General features: G+C 44.7%; 14 protein-coding genes and 2 pseudogenes. 9 read left to right on the top strand and 7 right to left on the bottom strand.

All coding sequences use genetic code 11. The features are described from left to right. The first annotated feature begins 12 nt into the window (after window positions 1-12). From UA76_RS00500 to UA76_RS00490, 3 genes are all read left to right on the top strand, one after another. Window positions 13-777 (top strand): helix-turn-helix transcriptional regulator, encoded by a 765-nt coding sequence (locus UA76_RS00500; protein ID WP_047042088.1) that lies wholly within the window; start codon window positions 13-15, stop codon window positions 775-777. 120 nt (window positions 778-897) lie between these two features. Further along, complete coding sequence (locus UA76_RS00495; protein WP_052771886.1) at window positions 898-2,148, top strand: hypothetical protein; 1,251 nt, start codon at window positions 898-900, stop codon at window positions 2,146-2,148. Window positions 2,149-2,152: 4 nt separating this feature from the next. Continuing rightward, a complete protein-coding gene (locus UA76_RS00490) occupies window positions 2,153-4,084 on the top strand; it encodes a hypothetical protein (protein WP_157617526.1) in 1,932 nt (643 codons plus the stop codon). 46 nt (window positions 4,085-4,130) lie between these two features. Here the strand turns inward: UA76_RS00490 and UA76_RS00485 are convergent, their stop codons facing one another. Next, entirely contained in the window at window positions 4,131-4,487 is a 357-nt protein-coding gene (locus UA76_RS00485; protein ID WP_075202509.1) for a hypothetical protein, read from the bottom strand. Between the two features lie 262 nt (window positions 4,488-4,749). Here UA76_RS00485 and UA76_RS00480 point away from each other — a divergent pair. The 6 genes and pseudogenes from UA76_RS00480 to UA76_RS24180 all read left to right on the top strand — a co-directional run bounded on the left by UA76_RS00480 (window position 4,750) and on the right by UA76_RS24180 (window position 9,726). Then, a pseudogene (locus UA76_RS00480) lies at window positions 4,750-5,840 on the top strand (calcium:cation antiporter). Window positions 5,841-5,893: 53 nt separating this feature from the next. Then, window positions 5,894-6,580, top strand: a complete 687-nt coding sequence (locus UA76_RS00475; RefSeq protein ID WP_047042083.1) for a DedA family protein — start codon at window positions 5,894-5,896, stop codon at window positions 6,578-6,580. After that, window positions 6,577-7,968 carry a magnesium transporter gene (locus UA76_RS00470; RefSeq protein WP_047042081.1) on the top strand — a complete coding sequence of 464 codons (1,392 nt, stop codon included), beginning with the start codon at window positions 6,577-6,579 and terminating at the stop codon, window positions 7,966-7,968. The genes UA76_RS00475 and UA76_RS00470 overlap by 4 nt, the downstream gene beginning before the upstream one ends. A 20-nt stretch (window positions 7,969-7,988) precedes the next feature. Then, window positions 7,989-8,654, top strand: a complete 666-nt coding sequence (locus tag UA76_RS00465; RefSeq protein ID WP_047042080.1) for a MarC family NAAT transporter — start codon at window positions 7,989-7,991, stop codon at window positions 8,652-8,654. 125 nt (window positions 8,655-8,779) lie between these two features. Continuing rightward, on the top strand, window positions 8,780-9,166 hold the full coding sequence (locus UA76_RS24185; protein WP_238322107.1) for a LysR family transcriptional regulator: 387 nt from the start codon (window positions 8,780-8,782) through the stop codon (window positions 9,164-9,166). Between the two features lie 50 nt (window positions 9,167-9,216). Then, window positions 9,217-9,726, top strand: a complete 510-nt coding sequence (locus UA76_RS24180; RefSeq protein WP_238322106.1) for a type 2 periplasmic-binding domain-containing protein — start codon at window positions 9,217-9,219, stop codon at window positions 9,724-9,726. Between the two features lie 147 nt (window positions 9,727-9,873). Here the strand turns inward: UA76_RS24180 and UA76_RS25070 are convergent, their stop codons facing one another. From UA76_RS25070 to nagB, 6 genes and pseudogenes are all read right to left on the bottom strand, one after another. After that, on the bottom strand, window positions 9,874-10,503 hold the full coding sequence (locus UA76_RS25070) for a tannase/feruloyl esterase family alpha/beta hydrolase (protein ID WP_047042078.1): 630 nt from the start codon (window positions 10,501-10,503) through the stop codon (window positions 9,874-9,876). Window positions 10,504-10,505: 2 nt separating this feature from the next. Continuing rightward, window positions 10,506-11,468 carry a tannase/feruloyl esterase family alpha/beta hydrolase gene (locus tag UA76_RS25065; protein WP_047042077.1) on the bottom strand — a complete coding sequence of 321 codons (963 nt, stop codon included), beginning with the start codon at window positions 11,466-11,468 and terminating at the stop codon, window positions 10,506-10,508. A 116-nt stretch (window positions 11,469-11,584) separates the two neighbouring features. Beyond that, window positions 11,585-12,724, bottom strand: a complete 1,140-nt coding sequence (locus tag UA76_RS24170) for a mechanosensitive ion channel family protein (RefSeq protein WP_238322105.1) — start codon at window positions 12,722-12,724, stop codon at window positions 11,585-11,587. 26 nt (window positions 12,725-12,750) lie between these two features. Next, window positions 12,751-13,476: a hypothetical protein gene (locus tag UA76_RS24165; RefSeq protein WP_238322104.1), complete on the bottom strand. Its 726-nt coding sequence runs from the start codon at window positions 13,474-13,476 to the stop codon at window positions 12,751-12,753. Window positions 13,477-13,936: 460 nt separating this feature from the next. Beyond that, window positions 13,937-15,740: pseudogene (locus tag UA76_RS00440) on the bottom strand (M28 family metallopeptidase). Window positions 15,741-16,024: 284 nt separating this feature from the next. Next, window positions 16,025-16,825: a glucosamine-6-phosphate deaminase gene (nagB, locus tag UA76_RS00435; RefSeq protein ID WP_047042075.1), complete on the bottom strand. Its 801-nt coding sequence runs from the start codon at window positions 16,823-16,825 to the stop codon at window positions 16,025-16,027. Window positions 16,826-17,054 lie beyond the last annotated feature (229 nt).

The following is a 17,054-nucleotide window of genomic DNA, read 5'->3' as shown; positions in this document are numbered from 1 at the left end:
AAAGGAGGCGTTATGAAAGCCTTGAGTAAGAGGTCGAAAACAGGCTTTTTACCGATACCCAGTTACCATTCTCCATTAGATGTGCAGCAGTTTTTGGAGCGCGAGCTTTGTACCTTAGGTATGGAGCACGCAGTGGTCATGATCCTCGACCCTTGTCAGCAGCCACTGGTGAACTTTTCCATTGGATTTACAGCGCATCAACTAAGTGTATACGCACACAACCAACCTCATGATGTGTTCCTTAACCATTACCTTCAGAACCATATGATCGGACAATTTGTCTATATGCAAGATATGCTGCCGGTCAAACAAATTCGTGATGAGATCTTTTTAGATGTTTTGGTACCTACCATGCAACTTTATCATTCATACAGTGGCTTACATCCACTCTTGTCCCGTTACCACGTAATGCTTAGTACGCACAGTTACCGAAAGCTGTCGTCCAAACAACATGAGAAATTGGTTCAGCTTTGGTTGTTTCTTGTGAGCTGGGGGAATGCTTGGGTTTCTAATCGAGAAGTCGCTGAGCAATGGAAGAAGTTGTCATTAGAAGGATTGGCTTGGGAGCAATCATTGAATTTACTCACACCCTCAGAGTGTGCTGTACTGGATCTGCTCACCAGCGGCTTGGACGGTAGCCAAATTGCGTCCTCTCGGGGAGTGTCTAAAGAAACGGTGCGCAGTCAGGTTAAGCAAGTTTTGCACAAGACTGGCTGTAAGCATCAAAATGAACTTATAGCCCGCTATTATTCTCATCGCTTTCCTCTACCTGGTTAAATTGACTTACATCAATAGCGCGTCTGTTTACGTTTTTCTTTCCCCCATATGGGTGATGATGGGCTGCTGGTCTGTTCTTATTCTTCTGGTAATTAAAACCAATAAGGATAGGGGTAGAGCATGGATATTAATCGGATAACTCTTGCAATGGCGTTATGCGGTGTCATCGCATCAGCAGGATGTGGCAGTGATGATTCATCGTCAAGCGGCAGCGGATCTTCGAGTCCTGCGGCAACGCCAACGATTGAAACCTACGAAGTCAGAGCCATAGACGGCTATCTTCGCAACGCAAAAGTTTGGTTAGACATCAACGAGGATTGCTTACACGATGAGCAGCTAGAGCCGTTCGTGATGTCAGGCAAAGGCGGTATTGCCACTATCGATGTCACGGGTATTGTTGAGCCAGAGTCATACCCTATTGTCGTGGAAGCGATTGCGGGACAAACAGTGGATGAAGATTCACCACAGCAACCTATCAGTAAAAACTTGATGCTTACAGCACCTCCAGGTGAGAAAGCAATCACTCCGCTCAGCACTATGGTGCAACTCTACATCCAAGAAAATGCTCAAGGTGTCAGTGACCCAGACCAGCTTGTGCAAATCAAGTTAGAAGCGGTAACCCAGGCAGCAGGAATACTGGGCATAGAACCTGAGCAAGTGCTCGGTGATTTTGTTGCGACCAATCTGGTCGAAGTGGCTTTTATTGCTCGAAGCGTGGTGGAGTCTTCTGTGTTACCTGATTCGCCTGAATCTCTTCAACAGTCAATGCAGGCGGCACAAGAGGGCGAAAGTGACCTAGAGAAAAATCTTGCCGTCATATCAAATGTCATACGTGAAACGATTAAAAATACTCCTATAGATCAGTTGGCAACCACACCACCACCTGTTAGTGGTGAGCGCCCTACTCAAGATAGAGATCTCGATGGTGTGCCAGATGAATTGGATGTATTCCCCGATGATCCGAATGAGTTTATCAATACGGACGATGACAACCTTGGCAATAATGCCGATCTGGATGACGATAATGATGGCTACGCGGATGACAACGATACCTACCCAACGGATGCCAGTAGAGCAGGGGATCATGATCAAGATGGAATCGACTCAATCGATGATCCCTACCCTATGATCGTGATAACGACAGTTATCCCGATGATGTCGACGTTTTCGATGACGACCCAACGGAGTGGGAAGATACCGACGGTGATGGGATTGGCGATAACGGAGATAGCTATCCAAATGATTTTGACAATGACAGTTATCCTGACGACGACGATGCGTTTGTTACCGATCCAACAGAGTGGCTGGACACGGATTCTGATGGTATTGGTAACAATGCTGACTCTGATGACGACAATGACGGGTAGATGATCTGTTGGATAACGACAGTTTAGTTGCGCTTATTGTCCCCGTTAGCTACAACGCATGTTTGGCAAGTTTGCCTGATTGGCCAGATGGACAGGGCCTAATGCAGCGAACCGATGGCAAGATCTATCAGGTTTCAAAACTCAATGTAGGGCAGTCGCAACGACTAAACTATCGTCAGCATGAGCTGTTCGTTCGCGAACAATTAGGACTCCCATACGGTGTGATGCCTGATCAGATGTTTGAGGTGACTCAGGTTGTCACTGATACGGGAGGCAGTGCCGACGAGTGGAACCCGAACGTTGAATTTGCGTATGAACATTCGGCAACTGGTCAGTTTGTCGGTTTCAATGATCACCATTATCGTTATTGGGGATTTGATACAAGCTATCAAACTTGGAATGATCTCACCCTTAATACGCCGCTTAGCTTTGCAGTAAACCGTGTAAATCCATGGGCACCAACGATCGACGACCCAACGAACAATACCTTTGAAGTAACATACAAAGGAAAAAGCGTTGTCGACACTTTGTGGGGCAAACGTGAGGTATGCGTTACCCAATACACAGGCGAGTTCGCCTTTGAGAAAAAAGCTGCTGCCAGTCCAGATCTGGATGATGTTTACATTACTGAAGTCTTTACCGACTATGTAGATAGCAACAAGTTAGTCCATCGCTCCGAACGGCAATATCTCGAATACTCAAGCGCTCAAAAACAGACACCAACAGGAGGCTTCACCGATTATGTGAAGGTGCTGTCTGGCTTTGTTTCGGATAACACCCTTTATGGCTTGGATCCAATATACGGGCATGTCCCTGATGAACAACCAAATACGATGGAACAGTGTCTTGCTTCACTTAGTGACCAAACGCCAGCTGAAACGCTGACGTATGATATTACAAGGGTGAATGACAGTGATTTTATCACTGGGATTTATTATTGGGATCTGGAAATGAATACCGATGTCTCATGGCAAGATAAATCGTTACTTGTAGAAAGTGGCTTATTCGGTGAGCTGTATAGAAATGGTTCATCGATTGCTAAATTTTTAGAGCTGTATTACACCGATGATCAAGACATCTTCCAAGGCATGGAGGCGAGGGAAAGTGGCAGCAGTGAAGTTAAGTGGGGAAGTGTTCTTGAACGACGATTTATGGATACGCTTGAAGGTAGTTATCGCTTACCTGAGGTGGATACACGCTATACAAGAGCAGTGTCGCCCGATACTCAGTACGGAAGTTGGGATAATGCCGAATACATATCCAGTGAGGTTTATCTAGGCAAAGAAGTGCTTTCTCTACCCGTTAATGGCGCCACTGAGCAGATAGAAGTTTGCCACTCCTTTAGAAGTAGTCAAGGACAGCTTTTTGAAAATGTAAGCTGGCTTGAAACGGATCGCCAGCAGCAGTATGACTGGTTTGATGCCAAGGGATTGGTTCAACGAGAGGTGACCAAGAAGGATGGTACGTTTGAAAGTTGGCTGCGTAGTGGTGTCAATCAACCGATGCCCATCTATATGCTGTGTGAGTCTCAAAATAGTGGAGAAGTAGAATCCAGTGTTGTGACTTACGCTGATTTTGTTCGTGCCGCACGAAGTTGCAGTTATCAAGCCTTTTCGCTGGATATGTTGCAAAATCAAACTATCGTCAACTACGGCGCAGATGGCCTGTATCGTTACATCTTAAACAGTGACGGTAGTGGCCTTTATCAAGAAAGGGAAATAGAAGAACCTGATTTTGATGCCCCTATTCAATGGCAGTTAAATTACGATGGGGTACTGTCGATAGTCAATGGTGATGATACTGAGCATTTTGCTTTGGTGACCACACAGGGCGACCAAATCAGCTTACTTGCCTTTTATGAATGGACTGAGCGTCAGGGAGTCCCGGAGGAAGAGGTACGGTACACCGAGATGATTGGTCAAGAGTATTGGGTAGAATAACGTTTAAGCCAAAAGCCACGTACATACGTGGCTTTTGGGGCAATATTTAAGGAAGATTGGTGATAATTTCCCTAGGGGAGAACTCCTTTTCTAGAATCTCGTTTAGATAGGAACCAAGGCTTTCAACTTCGATCTTTATCTCATCAAGCCAGTAGATGTCGGCTAACAGGTGTATATCTGAAGCTAAACCGTAGCTTTCTCTCTTCGTCAGTTCGTGTAGAGGTTTTTGCCATGCTAACGAAGTATCTATAACGATCATCCTTTCGAGTTCCAAATAGCGGTTACTGTAAGTTTCGTATAAGGACTCAATTCCTTCTGCATTGGTTAACACCAACATACAGTCTCCCTCACCGATATCACAAATACGGTAGGGGCGATCATTTAAATAAACATCTTGATCCATTGTTTGTCTCTTAGTGAATGTTGTTGAGCCTATTATTTTTGTTATGAATAAAAATGACAGGAATTAGAGCAATTCATTTTTGAATCTTGTTTATTCGAAAGAAGCAGCAGATTTGAATTTCACAAAACCATCGTGTTGGGGTTTGTCGGTATTTAGAATATTGGCTTCACTGGTTGCAAGATCGGCAGCCATTTCTCAAGTACCAGACTCCCTCAGTTCAAAGGATGAAGTGAGCGATTGGAATCAAACCAAAGGGCTCAACATGTTAAAGCTCATGCGCCAGGAGTACACCCTACTCGTTGGCTTGATCGCGATTATTTTCTTTAAAACAACTGGCGATACCATGCTTTTAGGAGCGTTGTCCCCAGTTTCTTATATTGTTACCTCAGCAGTACTCTTCTATGTCGTTATGACTGCAATTTTTGCGGTGGTACGCCATTCTGATGCTTTAGCAATTAAGCTCGGAGACCCGTATGGGACGCTCATTTTGACGATCTCTGTTATCTCCTTGGAAGTCATTATGGTTTCTTCGGTGATGCTGACTGGAGACTCGAATCCGGTTCTGGCTAGAGACACAATGTTTGCGGTTGTGATGGCCGTTCTGAATGGGTTTGTTGGTATTACCTTGCTCATTGGTGGTATGAAATACCACACCCAAACCTATAACCTAGATGGCATTAAAGCGTACTTAGTAGCCATTATCCCTCTTGCATTGTTGTGCTTAGTGTTACCTAACTTTACTAGTATGAATGAGTTTGGTGGCATGTCGACAAGCCTGACTTGGACCTTAGTTCTTGCCTCAATCGCCCTTTATGCTGTCTTCCTGTTTATTCAAACAAGAAGTCATACACATTTCTTTATTGATGCAGACAACAAAGAAGAACACCATCACCATGGGCCGCTACAAAGTAATGTTTTCCACACCGTTATGCTAGTGGCTTACCTCGTTGTTGTCATTTTGCTTGCGAAAAGCTTAGCTATTCCGATTAATGATGGAATCACCGTCATGGGCGCTCCAGCTGCCTAGGTGGTTTGGTTGTCGCACTGATTATATTGGCTCCGGAAGCTGTTGGCGCGGTGAAAGCGGCGGTAACGAATCAGCTTCAACGTGCTATGAATCTGTTTTTCGGCTCCGTACTTGCAACAATTGCATTGACGGTTCCAGCCGTATTGTTGATTTCTGGTGTGATGGATGAGCCAATCCGTTTAGGTTTAGAGCCAGCAGAAATGATCTTATTGGCGGCAACGCTATTAATGACAAGTGTCAGCTTTAGTAGTGGTCGAACAAACTCCCTCAATGGTGCAACCCACCTAATCCTTTTCTTCGCTTACATCATTTTAATGTTTGATTAATCGAAATAATTTTAACCCGGCCTTGGCCGGGTTCAATAGTCTGAGGGTTGTTTATGCAAGATATTATTGCCGCAATTTGGGTGCAAGACTTTGATGCACTGTTGGAAATCAATTCATTTCACCTTCTGTTACTTCTACTTACGATAGTGTTGTGGTTTGAATCGAGCTTTGTTTTTCTCCCATTGCCAGGAGATGGGTTAGTTTTGTTTGTCGGTGGTTTAGTTGGGATAGGGGTCATACCTTTCTTTACTGCGTTGGTGGCTTTATCCATTGCAGCAAGTTTGGGTAGCCTAGTTGCCTACGTTCAAGGACGCTTATTGCAGGGGGCACGTTTTATGATAAAGGCGGAGCAGGCACTTCCCGATGGCGTACTCGATCGAGCGGGAAGTTTGTTGGCTCGATATGGTTTCTTATCACTGTTTGTTTCTCGCTTTATTCCGTTTGTTCGAGTGCTTACACCAATGCTGATGGGGCTATCCAAGCTAAGTGTCGTTCGTACCGTTGCTATCAGTTTCTCTAGCTCGTTGATTTGGGTAATCAGTCTGCTATTAGCGGGCAAATGGGTCATGAGGCATCCACTTTTGACCGATCATCAAGAGTTAATTGCAAAATGGTTCTTGATTGGAAGTTTGGGCCTAATGGTGTGCGCATTCATCACCCTTTTCTTACGATTGTGGAAAAAGAACCAGAGTCCAGCCAATCTGCCTTCAAAAAATAGTCCAGATGGAGAAGTGTCATGACAATGGTGTCGGCTATTTTACCGAGTGAAACAGCTCATCGTCTTCTTGAGAGTATTGAGTCTGCACTGAATGAGAAGAATACCTATGAACTAGTAACCATAATTGATTCTGCTACTCCTGTTGATTTGCGCACGATATTGCGAAGGTTTGAACAAGGTAAGCAAATTGCCTTGTGGTCGGCATTGATTAATCATTCTCCTATTCTTGCCGCTAATCTTTTAGATCACCTTTCTGATACAGACATGATTTCGTTAGTCAGTGCGCTATCGCAAGAGGATATTGTGCCTCTATTTGAGCGCTTGAGCTCGGCAGACCGCCGCCTACTTCTGGGGCAACTTCCTCATGACAAATCTATAGAGTTAAAACGATTGCTGCCCATCGCTTTTGAGACAGAAGAGCGAGCCGCATTGCAGTACCCTACATACTCAGCAGGGGGAATTAGCAAGAGCGAAGTGATTAAATTGCATAGCGATGCGGTGGTGGCGGATCTTGCGGAATTGCTGCGTAAAGAAGACAAGTATTTGGAGCGCTTAGAGTGGCGTTATGTGTATCTCGTTCGCGAGTCCGGTGAGTTTCTGGGTGCGTTAAAAATACGCGATGTCATGATGTTGCCATTTGGCGCAATGCTTCGATATCACATCGACGACTCGATTCCTATTTGTTCGCCTGAGTTGGGGCTTCAGGAGCTAAAGGCTATTTTAGATGCGACCCTACATTCAGTCGTGCCCGTTATTGATAGTGATGGGTTTCAAATTGGTGTTGTTGGTTTTAAACATCTCAATGAGGCGCTTTATCTGCAATCTGAACAACAGCGTTTGGAGCAGTCTGGTGTGTTTGGGGGCGATGAGTCTCGAACCATGCCTTGGGTGACGAGGAATCTTAGGCGGCTAGCATTTTTGTTGCCTTCGGTTGTACTTAGTTACGCAGCGGTTTCTATTATCGCAGCCTATGAACCACTCATCGAACAAATTGCCGTATTGGCGGCGCTATTGCCTTTGGTTGCAAACCTCTCGGGTGCGGCGGGGAATCAGGCTGTTGCAGTGTCGATTAGAGAGCTTTCGACAGGAGATATATCGTCAAAAGATCTGTTGTACGTGGCGCTTAAAGAAGTCCCTATTGGTGCTTTGAATGGCCTAGCGATTGGTACGGTTTTAGGAGGGCTTGCTTGGATTTTAGGGACAAGTGGGCACGTTGCATTGCCTATGCTGATCGGCTTAGCGTATGCCATTTCCTCGACAATGGCGGTGTTGATAGGAGGCACACTCCCTTTGCTACTCAAACATTGCGATTTAGATCCCGCCATGTTGTCGAGTCCACTTCTGACAACCCTGACCGATGCATTCGCCTTTTTTAGCGTGCTGTATTTGGCACAACTGATTTTGCTTTAACGACCAACGGTAATTGATCCATGAACTTAGAAACTGTTATCACTTATATGACATTGACCGTCATTGGCTTGCTCCCAATGATGAACCCACCAGCCGCAGCTACTGTACTGCTAGGGTTAAGTAAAGGGCGTGACAAAAGTTATATAGTCACACAAGCGAAAACCGTCGGTGTTTATCTATTTATTGCTCTGTGTGTGACCTTTTTTATTGGAGCTTCGGTACTAGAGCTGTTTAGTATTTCAATTCCTAGCCTACGTTTGGGTGGTGGTATCGTGATACTGGCAATTGGATTTAATATGCTCTTCCCAAAACCCGAGATTGCTGACGCTCGCCCAGGGCAAGATTCTATCGCACTTGTACCACTTACTATTCCTTCACTTTGTGGCCCCGGTACGATGGCTTTGATCATTAGTTTAGCGGCGGAAATTGCAACCTATGAAAACCATGAGAGCATGATTAGTGTCTATTCAGGAGTGATTATTGGTTTCTTATTGGTAGCACTGACGGCTGGATTCATTCTGAGTATGGCCTACCCGATTCTTAAGGCTTTGGGACAAAATGGCATTAACGCCTTTACCAGAATAATGGGCTTTCTACTCATTTGTATGGGCGTACAGTTCTTTACCGTCGGTATTGAAGAGATAGTGATTGATCTTAGCCTGTTGCTTGAGAGCTCTATTCACTGATAAAGAAAAGCCTGCATTTGCAGGCTTTTTTGTATTCATAGGCACAAAAGACATTAACTGATTGAATAATATTCTTTTTCAAATATGCTTGGTTAATAGCACTGAGCGAACAAAGTAAGGTTTATATGAAAGAACTTCGTGATTTAGATTTGAATCTTCTCAAATTGTTGCAGGCGGTGGTTGAAACACGCAATACCCATGCTGCAGCAGCGCAGTTGGGTGTTTCACAAACCAGTGTTAGTCGCGGTTTGGCCAAACTTAGAGAAACGTTTGGTGATCAGCTCTTTATACGTAAGGCCCATGGAGTAGAGCCTTCTGAATTGGCCGAAAAATTGGCGGAAGCATCCAGTGAAATGCTGCTGCCACTAGCAAAAGTTGTCGACTCCTATCGCAGCTTTGAACCGGAAAATTTTGAAGGTGAGATCACCATCGCAATGAACATTTTTTTCCTAGAGCTCAATGGTCCGGGCATATTTGACGCTTTGCGTGAGGCCTACCTAAAGCGAATTTAAAACTCGTTTATTGGCAGCAAGATACACTTCAAGAGATACTCAATGGTGAAGTGGATTATTTTATCCAGTTTGAGCATTTTCCAATGCCACAGGAAATCTATCAGCATCACTTACAAAATATTGAACTGTGTGTCGTTGCGAGAAAGGGGCATCCGGTACTCACCAAAACGAGCTTGCTCGAAGATATCCATCATTTACCGATAGCACGAGTTGTTATCGATGGGCTAAATAATAAGCGTGTTCCATTGGAAGAGTTTTATATATCTAAAGGGTACGAGGCGAACTTTACACTGCTGACCCACAGCATACGCGTTTTAGTCAGTAAACTGGAAAGTTCCGATGCAATTTTGTATGGTAGCAACTATATGAAATCCTTTGCACCCAATTTGGGTATGTACCCACTTCCCAAAATGCCAGAATACATGCGTTCAATTGGTTTTGTAGGGGGCTATCTACAAACGAAAAGAGGGTTTCCTCTTTATCAGCTTTTGCATCAAACCATGCAAACTTATTTTGATGAATTTGTTCAACCTGAGCAAATGTACGATATAGATTATTAGGCTCAGAGTTTTTGAGGTGTACGCCCTTTTTGTGAATATAGACTTTATGCGCCCATGAAAACATCATCTAGAATCAGCTTATTTAAGGGATGAAGTTGCGCCTGAAACATACAACGTATTGAATGATTTCAGGCGCGAGGGGGTTCTTTATAAAGTTCTATTTACACATAAAGCTCTCGGCGCTACGTTTGTCACCCTTACCGTCCCAATGTGCCACTTTTGGGTATGCACATATTTTACGATTCCCATCCAGATTGAATTGTTCATCAACCAGTGTGCGGTCATCTCTTTTGGTGCTTCTCCTGAATCGGCCCATTGATTTCCTTCACTCATCCAGTCAACCAACCAAGGTCCTACTCCACCACTGCAGTGATCCACACCCGGTAGCATAAATAGGGCGACATCCTTGGCGGCACTTGCGTCATGAGCAATAACATCTTGGTAATATTGAATGGTGCTGGCGGGTGTGATCGCCATGTCATGCATACCATTCCACAAAATAAGCTTGCCACCTTGCTCTCTGAACTCTGAAAGATCAGGGTTTGTGGCATTGAGTAATGTGGCGATCGCTTGGCTGTCTTCTGTTAGATTGTCGTAATTGTAGTTCGTGCCATCGAAACTGCCGTCAAATACGAAGTTCTTCATGATCCCATTGCCAAAGGCATAACCAAAGTTTGGTGTGTGAGGGGCAACCAAGTCTTCAGCGCCACGCAACCCAGCTTGAAAAGGCCCCATGTCGTTGACTTTCGTTCCCCCAGCCGCCCACTTGTGTATCATATCTAGCTGGCTCCGAGATAGTAACCCTCAGCAAGTTGATTTCCTTCGCTGTCGTATAGGCCTTGGTAGATCAGTTCAGAGACTTCCACTTGAGCGGCCGTTAAACAGTTTTCGTTGTTCTCGTCACTGCATTGAAGCGCTTTGAAATCAATCGAACAATTCCAAGGTTCATTTAAAGCGCGGTTGTCTGTGCCATCTTGGTTGCTGCATTGCGCAGTAGCCGTTTGGTTGATCAGCTCAATCTCTGCCGTTCCCAGTATCGCTTCATCAATGTTGTTTGGATCAGGGAACATCTTGTTTGCGATCGCTGAAAAGAGGCCACCTAAGCGGTGAGTCCAGTCGTAGGCTGGTGAACCAGCAATGATAACATCGTAGTCGCTAGGATAACGTTGAGCTGCAAAAAGACCCTGACCACCCCCTCTTGAGCAGCCATAGAATAGGTTTCTTTCGCTTTGCTGCTGATAGTAGGATTCGATGATTGCTTTTGATGTTTGGGTGGTTAAGTGTATGGCACGTCCGCCGAAGTTCTCGAGTCGAGTATCACGCTTGTCGGTGTTAGTTGCCCAATTAGATTCTAAAGGATGAGCCTGGTGTCCTGTGTCTGTCCCCGCGGTGGCATACCCTGGGCCTAGTGCGACAGCATCAATGTAGTCGACGATGACACCTGCAAAACCGCCTCCGCCACTTTGAGCAAACATCCCGTTCCAATCGTGTGGCAATCTGACTTGAAAGTTAATTTCTTCTTCAATAACACCGTGAACAATACAGTGTGTGTCGTCACGTTGCGCAGTCAGGTATTTAACGTCTTTTAATGGTGGCATAGATTCAATTTGGCATTCGCCAAAAGCACTGTTGATAGGATGTTCGAAATGACGTTTGTCAGTATGGATATCTTGATTCGCGATGGCGTTGAGTGAGAAAACGCTCAAAGCCGTTGCGGGAATAACAATCAAATTGTTGGACATAGAAGGTTACCTTTGGTTGGTAGTAATGTGTACAACCTACGTCCATGTAGTGTGTGCTTGAATGGGGCTAGTATTCACTAAATATCGTTATTATGGGATGAATTAGAGGAATTCATTTATGGTTGTAATGCTTTCCCATCTAGCCTTTGGGCCGATGTTTTCGCGGGATAAAGAATGGTATCTTTGATCTCATACTTATATTCAAAGCTAAAGTCGGGGAATGGGTAGTTGTTCGCTTCATGCCAAGCTTTTACCGTTTCTGCTGCGCGTGATTTTGTCTCCTCATCAATTGCTGCCAGTTTCCCAGCAAACTGATACTGGTTGGAAAAGGCGAATTGGGTTCCGACGGTATTGATCTGCTGCATTACAAGAAATAGAACATCTTCTTGAATAGACAAGAACTCTTCATTATCTCGACAGCGAATATAAACCATCATTCCGATATGAATAGCGTACTCCCCAACGCCAAGCAGACGAACCCTTACTGGATCTTCTTCTAGCTTTGGGTGTTGGAGCAATAGCCGGCGAATGTTAACTAGAAGCAGCCTGATTTGGTCTTGGGTGGCTTCAGGCCGAACTCGTAGGACATGCTCCATGCGGCGTTTATCACGTCGTTCTAGGTTATCGATTTCCATGTTGGCAAATTCTGAGTTTGGGATAGTGATGAGAGAACGCTCGAGTGTTCGGATTCGGGTTGAGCGTAAGCCAATACTTTCGATGGTGCCTAGTTTGTCGCCATATCGACACAGTTCGCCAATCTTAATACCACCATCAGCATAGAGTGTTAATCCATTGATAACGTGTTCAAGCACTGGGCGGATCGCAAGTGCAACCGCTAAACCACCCACACCAATACCAGCAAGAATAGGGGAGATGGAAAAGCCCATATACTCAACTACATAAATACCTAATATGGCAATGGTTAGGCCGCCGAATATTCGAGCCAAAACTGTAATTAAAGAGGAGTCGACGTGTTTTCCATTGTGCTTTTTATAAGCATAGATTTTCGCGAAGTAGTTGAAGGTTGCCATGATTAACCAGGACAAAAAGAAAAACTGGGCGATTAGGAAAGTCGTCGCTAATAGTTGATAAACCCCGCCTGTTATCCAAATACCATCATCGATGACCTTACGTGTTACCAGTAGAATGATCACAATACTGACTAAGGAGATAAGACGACCCGCATGCCAATTGATACTTCTTGATTCCCACTTTTGGTTCCATTTGTCTCCTAAAGAAAAACTTAGCCCGATCATGATCTTACATAGAATGAAAACAATGGCTAAGGCTCCCCATTGCCAAGCGGGAAGGGGCCGTAGAGATCCAGATAAGAGTCGGGCAGTGACAGTATAAAGGCTTTAGAAAACAGTGGCCCCGGACTGATTAGAAACTCATGGTGATAATTTGCCCTATTTTCTTCAACGTAAGGGAACACCGCCATGGTTTGATACCAGCGTGGGAGCTGCTGTATTGATGAGGCTGAAAATAAATACTGCCCCGATTTATCCCCTTCGAGCTGACGACTAATAACGATGTCGGTATGGGCAAATCGCCACTGTTCTAGATGGTCAATAGGACGCTCGTCAGATTCTAGAGTTAGTTCTAGTGAGGAAGGTTCGAGCCGGTCGAGTATTTCACGTAGTTGAATGACTCTCTCCATAACCACGACCGTACGGTTTCGGTTTGGAAGTAATGACAAATCCATGGTGCGTAATGTTTGTCTTAATGCGTGCTGAGCGTGTGGATCATCAAGTTGCTCATTTTGCCAGTATTTGATTACCAGCTCTGAAGAGTGCATAAAACTGCTTAGAGTGTGCTTTGGGCTTGAGGTATCCGCCAACTCATAAGAGGCCAGACTAGGTACATGGAAAAGAAGCAACAGCAGTGGGAAAAGGTACTTAAATACTTTCATTGAATAGTCTTTACCGAACAAGCTACGAACACAGCGTAGGCGCTGTTTATTATCATTCATTGTTTTGAGTAATGCCGGTGTTGCTTTTAACGGCACCTTCTTCCGTATGAGTATTGTTTGGTAAGTAGATGGGCTGAATCAGCATGTGATCGAACAGTGAGTCATGGTTAGAGTGGGGTTGGTTTGCGCGAACACCGCGATCGATTTAAACCAAGCAATCAGTTGTTTCATGGCAGGCCTCTATTGTTTGTTGTATACGGGGGCGCTCCATGCCAATCTCTTCAATTATCTACTACGTATAAGGGTGTAACGATGAATTTGAGAAATTCACTTTTGGCAAGTAGCCATATACAAAAGTGAATTTGTCTAATTCATAGTGCGGGTAGAAAAATAAAAGCAGAATTACTCCAACGAGACCAATAAGGGGTAAATGGCGGTGAAAAGATACCTTCCTGCGATGCTAATATTTAGTGGCTATTTAGTGTTCTTCTTTGCGTTAGTAATACGACTAGGTGTTTAAATGCCCCAACTGAATCAAGTTAGGGCATAGACGGGACTATTGTCGGTCTTGGTCGAAGTCACCGTGGAAGTGATCGTGGTCTGACACACTGTCGGCCGCTTTTATTGGCGTACCAATACGATGGGAGTGTTCATGACCATGGTCATGCGAATGATCCTCCGTCAATGTAGAAAGGCTTTGAGGCATTTGGTAGCTCAGGCTCTACAGGGAAGATAGGCGTACTAAATGCGTAGTACGTTGTCGCGTAGGCAAGCGCTTGTGTATTGATGTACAAAGCGGTGTAGCTGACGTTGTTTAGGTCGTCACAAGGTTTGTGATAACAAACGTCATACGCGACATCAATTTCGCCGCCATACTGCTCGACCTCTTGTGCTGATTTCGCTTTTTCGGCACCAGTAAATAAGCCGCCAAAGGCTACGCCCCAATCCGCAAAGCCAGCATAATCCGAACGTTTAGAGAGCGCTTGTGGAATGGTTGTGAACTGCCTGTCGTTGAAAAACTGAATAAAAGTAGACTCAATATCAGAAGTGCCAAATGGTGGTTCGAAAGTGCCCGTGTACGCGTTGTCCGGACTCTCTTTGGTGTCTGAGAGGTCGCCATCCATTACGCCAAATATGTAGTTTGGAGAACCAATCATGTCGAAGTTGAGATAGAGCTTAACTGGGTTTAATGCAGTGTAGCGCTCTTCGATTAGGTCATAATGCGCTTCTGTTAACTGATCTTCCGACCCAATTTCTAGCTCTGTCATAATCTCGGTTTTAGCGTTCTCATAGATAGGCGCAAATAGGTCGTTGGTGTAATAGTTCGACCCCACCAATCCCGCTTCTTCCACAGCCCACCAAGCGAAACGAATCTTGTTTTTTACTGGAGCTTTTAGTGTTGAAAGGGTTGTAGCGTACTCCAATAGCCCCGCAGTGCCTGAGCCATTGTCATTAATACCAGGACCCCCTGGGACTGAATCCAGGTGGGCACCGAGCATCACAATTTGTTTGTCATCGCCCCCTTTGGTTTCGGCGATGACATTTTGGGTAAGTACCATTTCGTCTTTTACCGTAATTGAAAGCGTTGACGATACAGGGCGATTTTGGCTGGCTTGATACCACTGTTTTCCTAGATCAAAAGTGGCACCAAATGCGGGTATGGTCGCGGAACTATCACTACCCAAGGTACCATTGACGACGTCCTTTCTCCCCTCTGCATTACCTTGGTTGAAAACAATGACAGCTAACGCCCCAGCCTGTTGGGCGTTGACAACTTTGGCACTAAATGTACATCCGCCACGTTGAATCACCGCTATTTTGTTCGTAACGTTAAGGTCGGTGAAATCGCTCGCCTCGCATCCGTCTGTGCTGTCATAATCGGGCGCATCAAAACGAAAATCGGGTGTGATGAACGCCAGTTCGCCTGCAATTGCGCCGTTAGAGTTGCCTGAATAAGACATGACGGCAAAATCTGCCTCAACACCTTGGTTCGCATCTTTGACGCTCGTTAACGTTTGATTGTCGACAGACAGCGTCGTGCCCGCTAACTCTTCCCATGCTCGGAAATCGAATTCTTGGGTAACCACGTCATAACCACTTTCTGTCATGACATCGATGATGTAATCCAGTGAAAGTTTATACCCTTGAGTGCCAGCAGCCCGAGTAATCGAGCTGCCATCCGAAGTTTTTGAGGAACGAGCCTCTAGATTAACAAGGTGTTCAACAACATCTTCTTGAACGATGTGGTTACTGACATATTTCGCGGCTTTTTCCGGATCATCCCAATAACACCCGCTGAGAAGAGTCGTACTGATGACCGTGGCGATCGCCGTTTTAGCAATTGGTGTGCTTACTTGCATATTTAACTCCTTGTATTGTGGTTTATACATGGTCGTTTATATGCATAGGCATTGAAATGTGGCAGCTCGATGGCAAGCGAGAAAGGGAAGGGAATTCAAAGCAAACCAGATTGTCTCTTTTGTAAATTACATTGGGGAGTCACAGGGGCTCGCATAATCATTACATTTAAATCATGTACACGGCTGAATCACAAAAAGAAAAAAGCCACGCATTGCGTGGCTTTTCATCTCATAACGGTTCGTGCTAGCGAAACGTTGAAACTTTAATACTTACTCAATAAAACTTAGAAGCCTTTGATGTTTTCTGCTTCTAGTTCAGAGAAGTATTTAACTGTTTTCACTTTAAGTTCTTGAGTAGAAGGCTCGTCACATACAATCACTGATTTAGGGTGAAGTTGTAGAGCAGAAACCGTCCATAGGTGGTTTACGCTACCTTCAACTGCTGCTTCTAGAGCAAGAGCTTTGTTGTGACCAGTTACAAGGATCATGATCTCTTCAGAATCAAGCAGAGTACCTACACCGATAGTCAATGCGTACTTAGGTACTTGACTGATGTCGCCGTCAAAGAAGCGAGAGTTCGCGATACGAGTATCTTCAGTTAGTGTCTTGATACGAGTACGTGAAGACAGAGAAGATGCAGGTTCGTTAAATGCGATGTGGCCGTCGTTACCTACGCCGCCCATGAATAGGTTGATTTTGCCGTAAGACTTAATTTTGTCTTCGTAGCGTTGGCATTCCGCTTCGTTATCTTCAGCGTTACCATCTAGAAGGTTGATGTTCTCTTCTTGGATATCGATGTGGTTGAAGAAGTTGTTGTACATGAAAGAGCGGTATGACTCAGGGTGATCCGCTGGGATGCCGATGTACTCATCCATGTTAAAAGTAACAACGTGCTTAAAGCTAACTTCGCCAGCTTTGTGCAATTCGATAAGTGCTTTGTAAGTAGCCAGTGGCGTGCCACCAGTTGGTAGACCAAGAACGAAAGGACGCTCTGCAGTTGGTTTGAAATCGTTGATGCGTTTAACGATATGTGCTGCTGCCCACTTACCTACTTGTGCTGCTTTGTTTAACGGGATAAGTCTCATTTTTTGCCCCTAAAAATTGGAATTATTCTGATGTGCTGAAACATTAATTCGCATTATAAAATAAGTTTTTTCGATCTGCCATTGTTTTAGGTCAATTTTTACGATTTTCTTTGTCAACGAATATGCCAGATCGCTCAAAACCCAATCAAAGCAATCGTTAAACTGCAGTCAGAAAACTGTTGGCAGTTGATGAAGGCTTGACCCATACTAGATTGAGAAAGCTTGCAGG

The organism is Vibrio mexicanus (assembly GCF_001012815.1).
Taxonomy (GTDB): Bacteria; Pseudomonadota; Gammaproteobacteria; order Enterobacterales; family Vibrionaceae; genus Vibrio; species Vibrio mexicanus.
The sequence above is the reverse complement of the archived record's forward strand: the minus strand, read 5'-3'. Positions and strand labels throughout refer to the sequence as shown.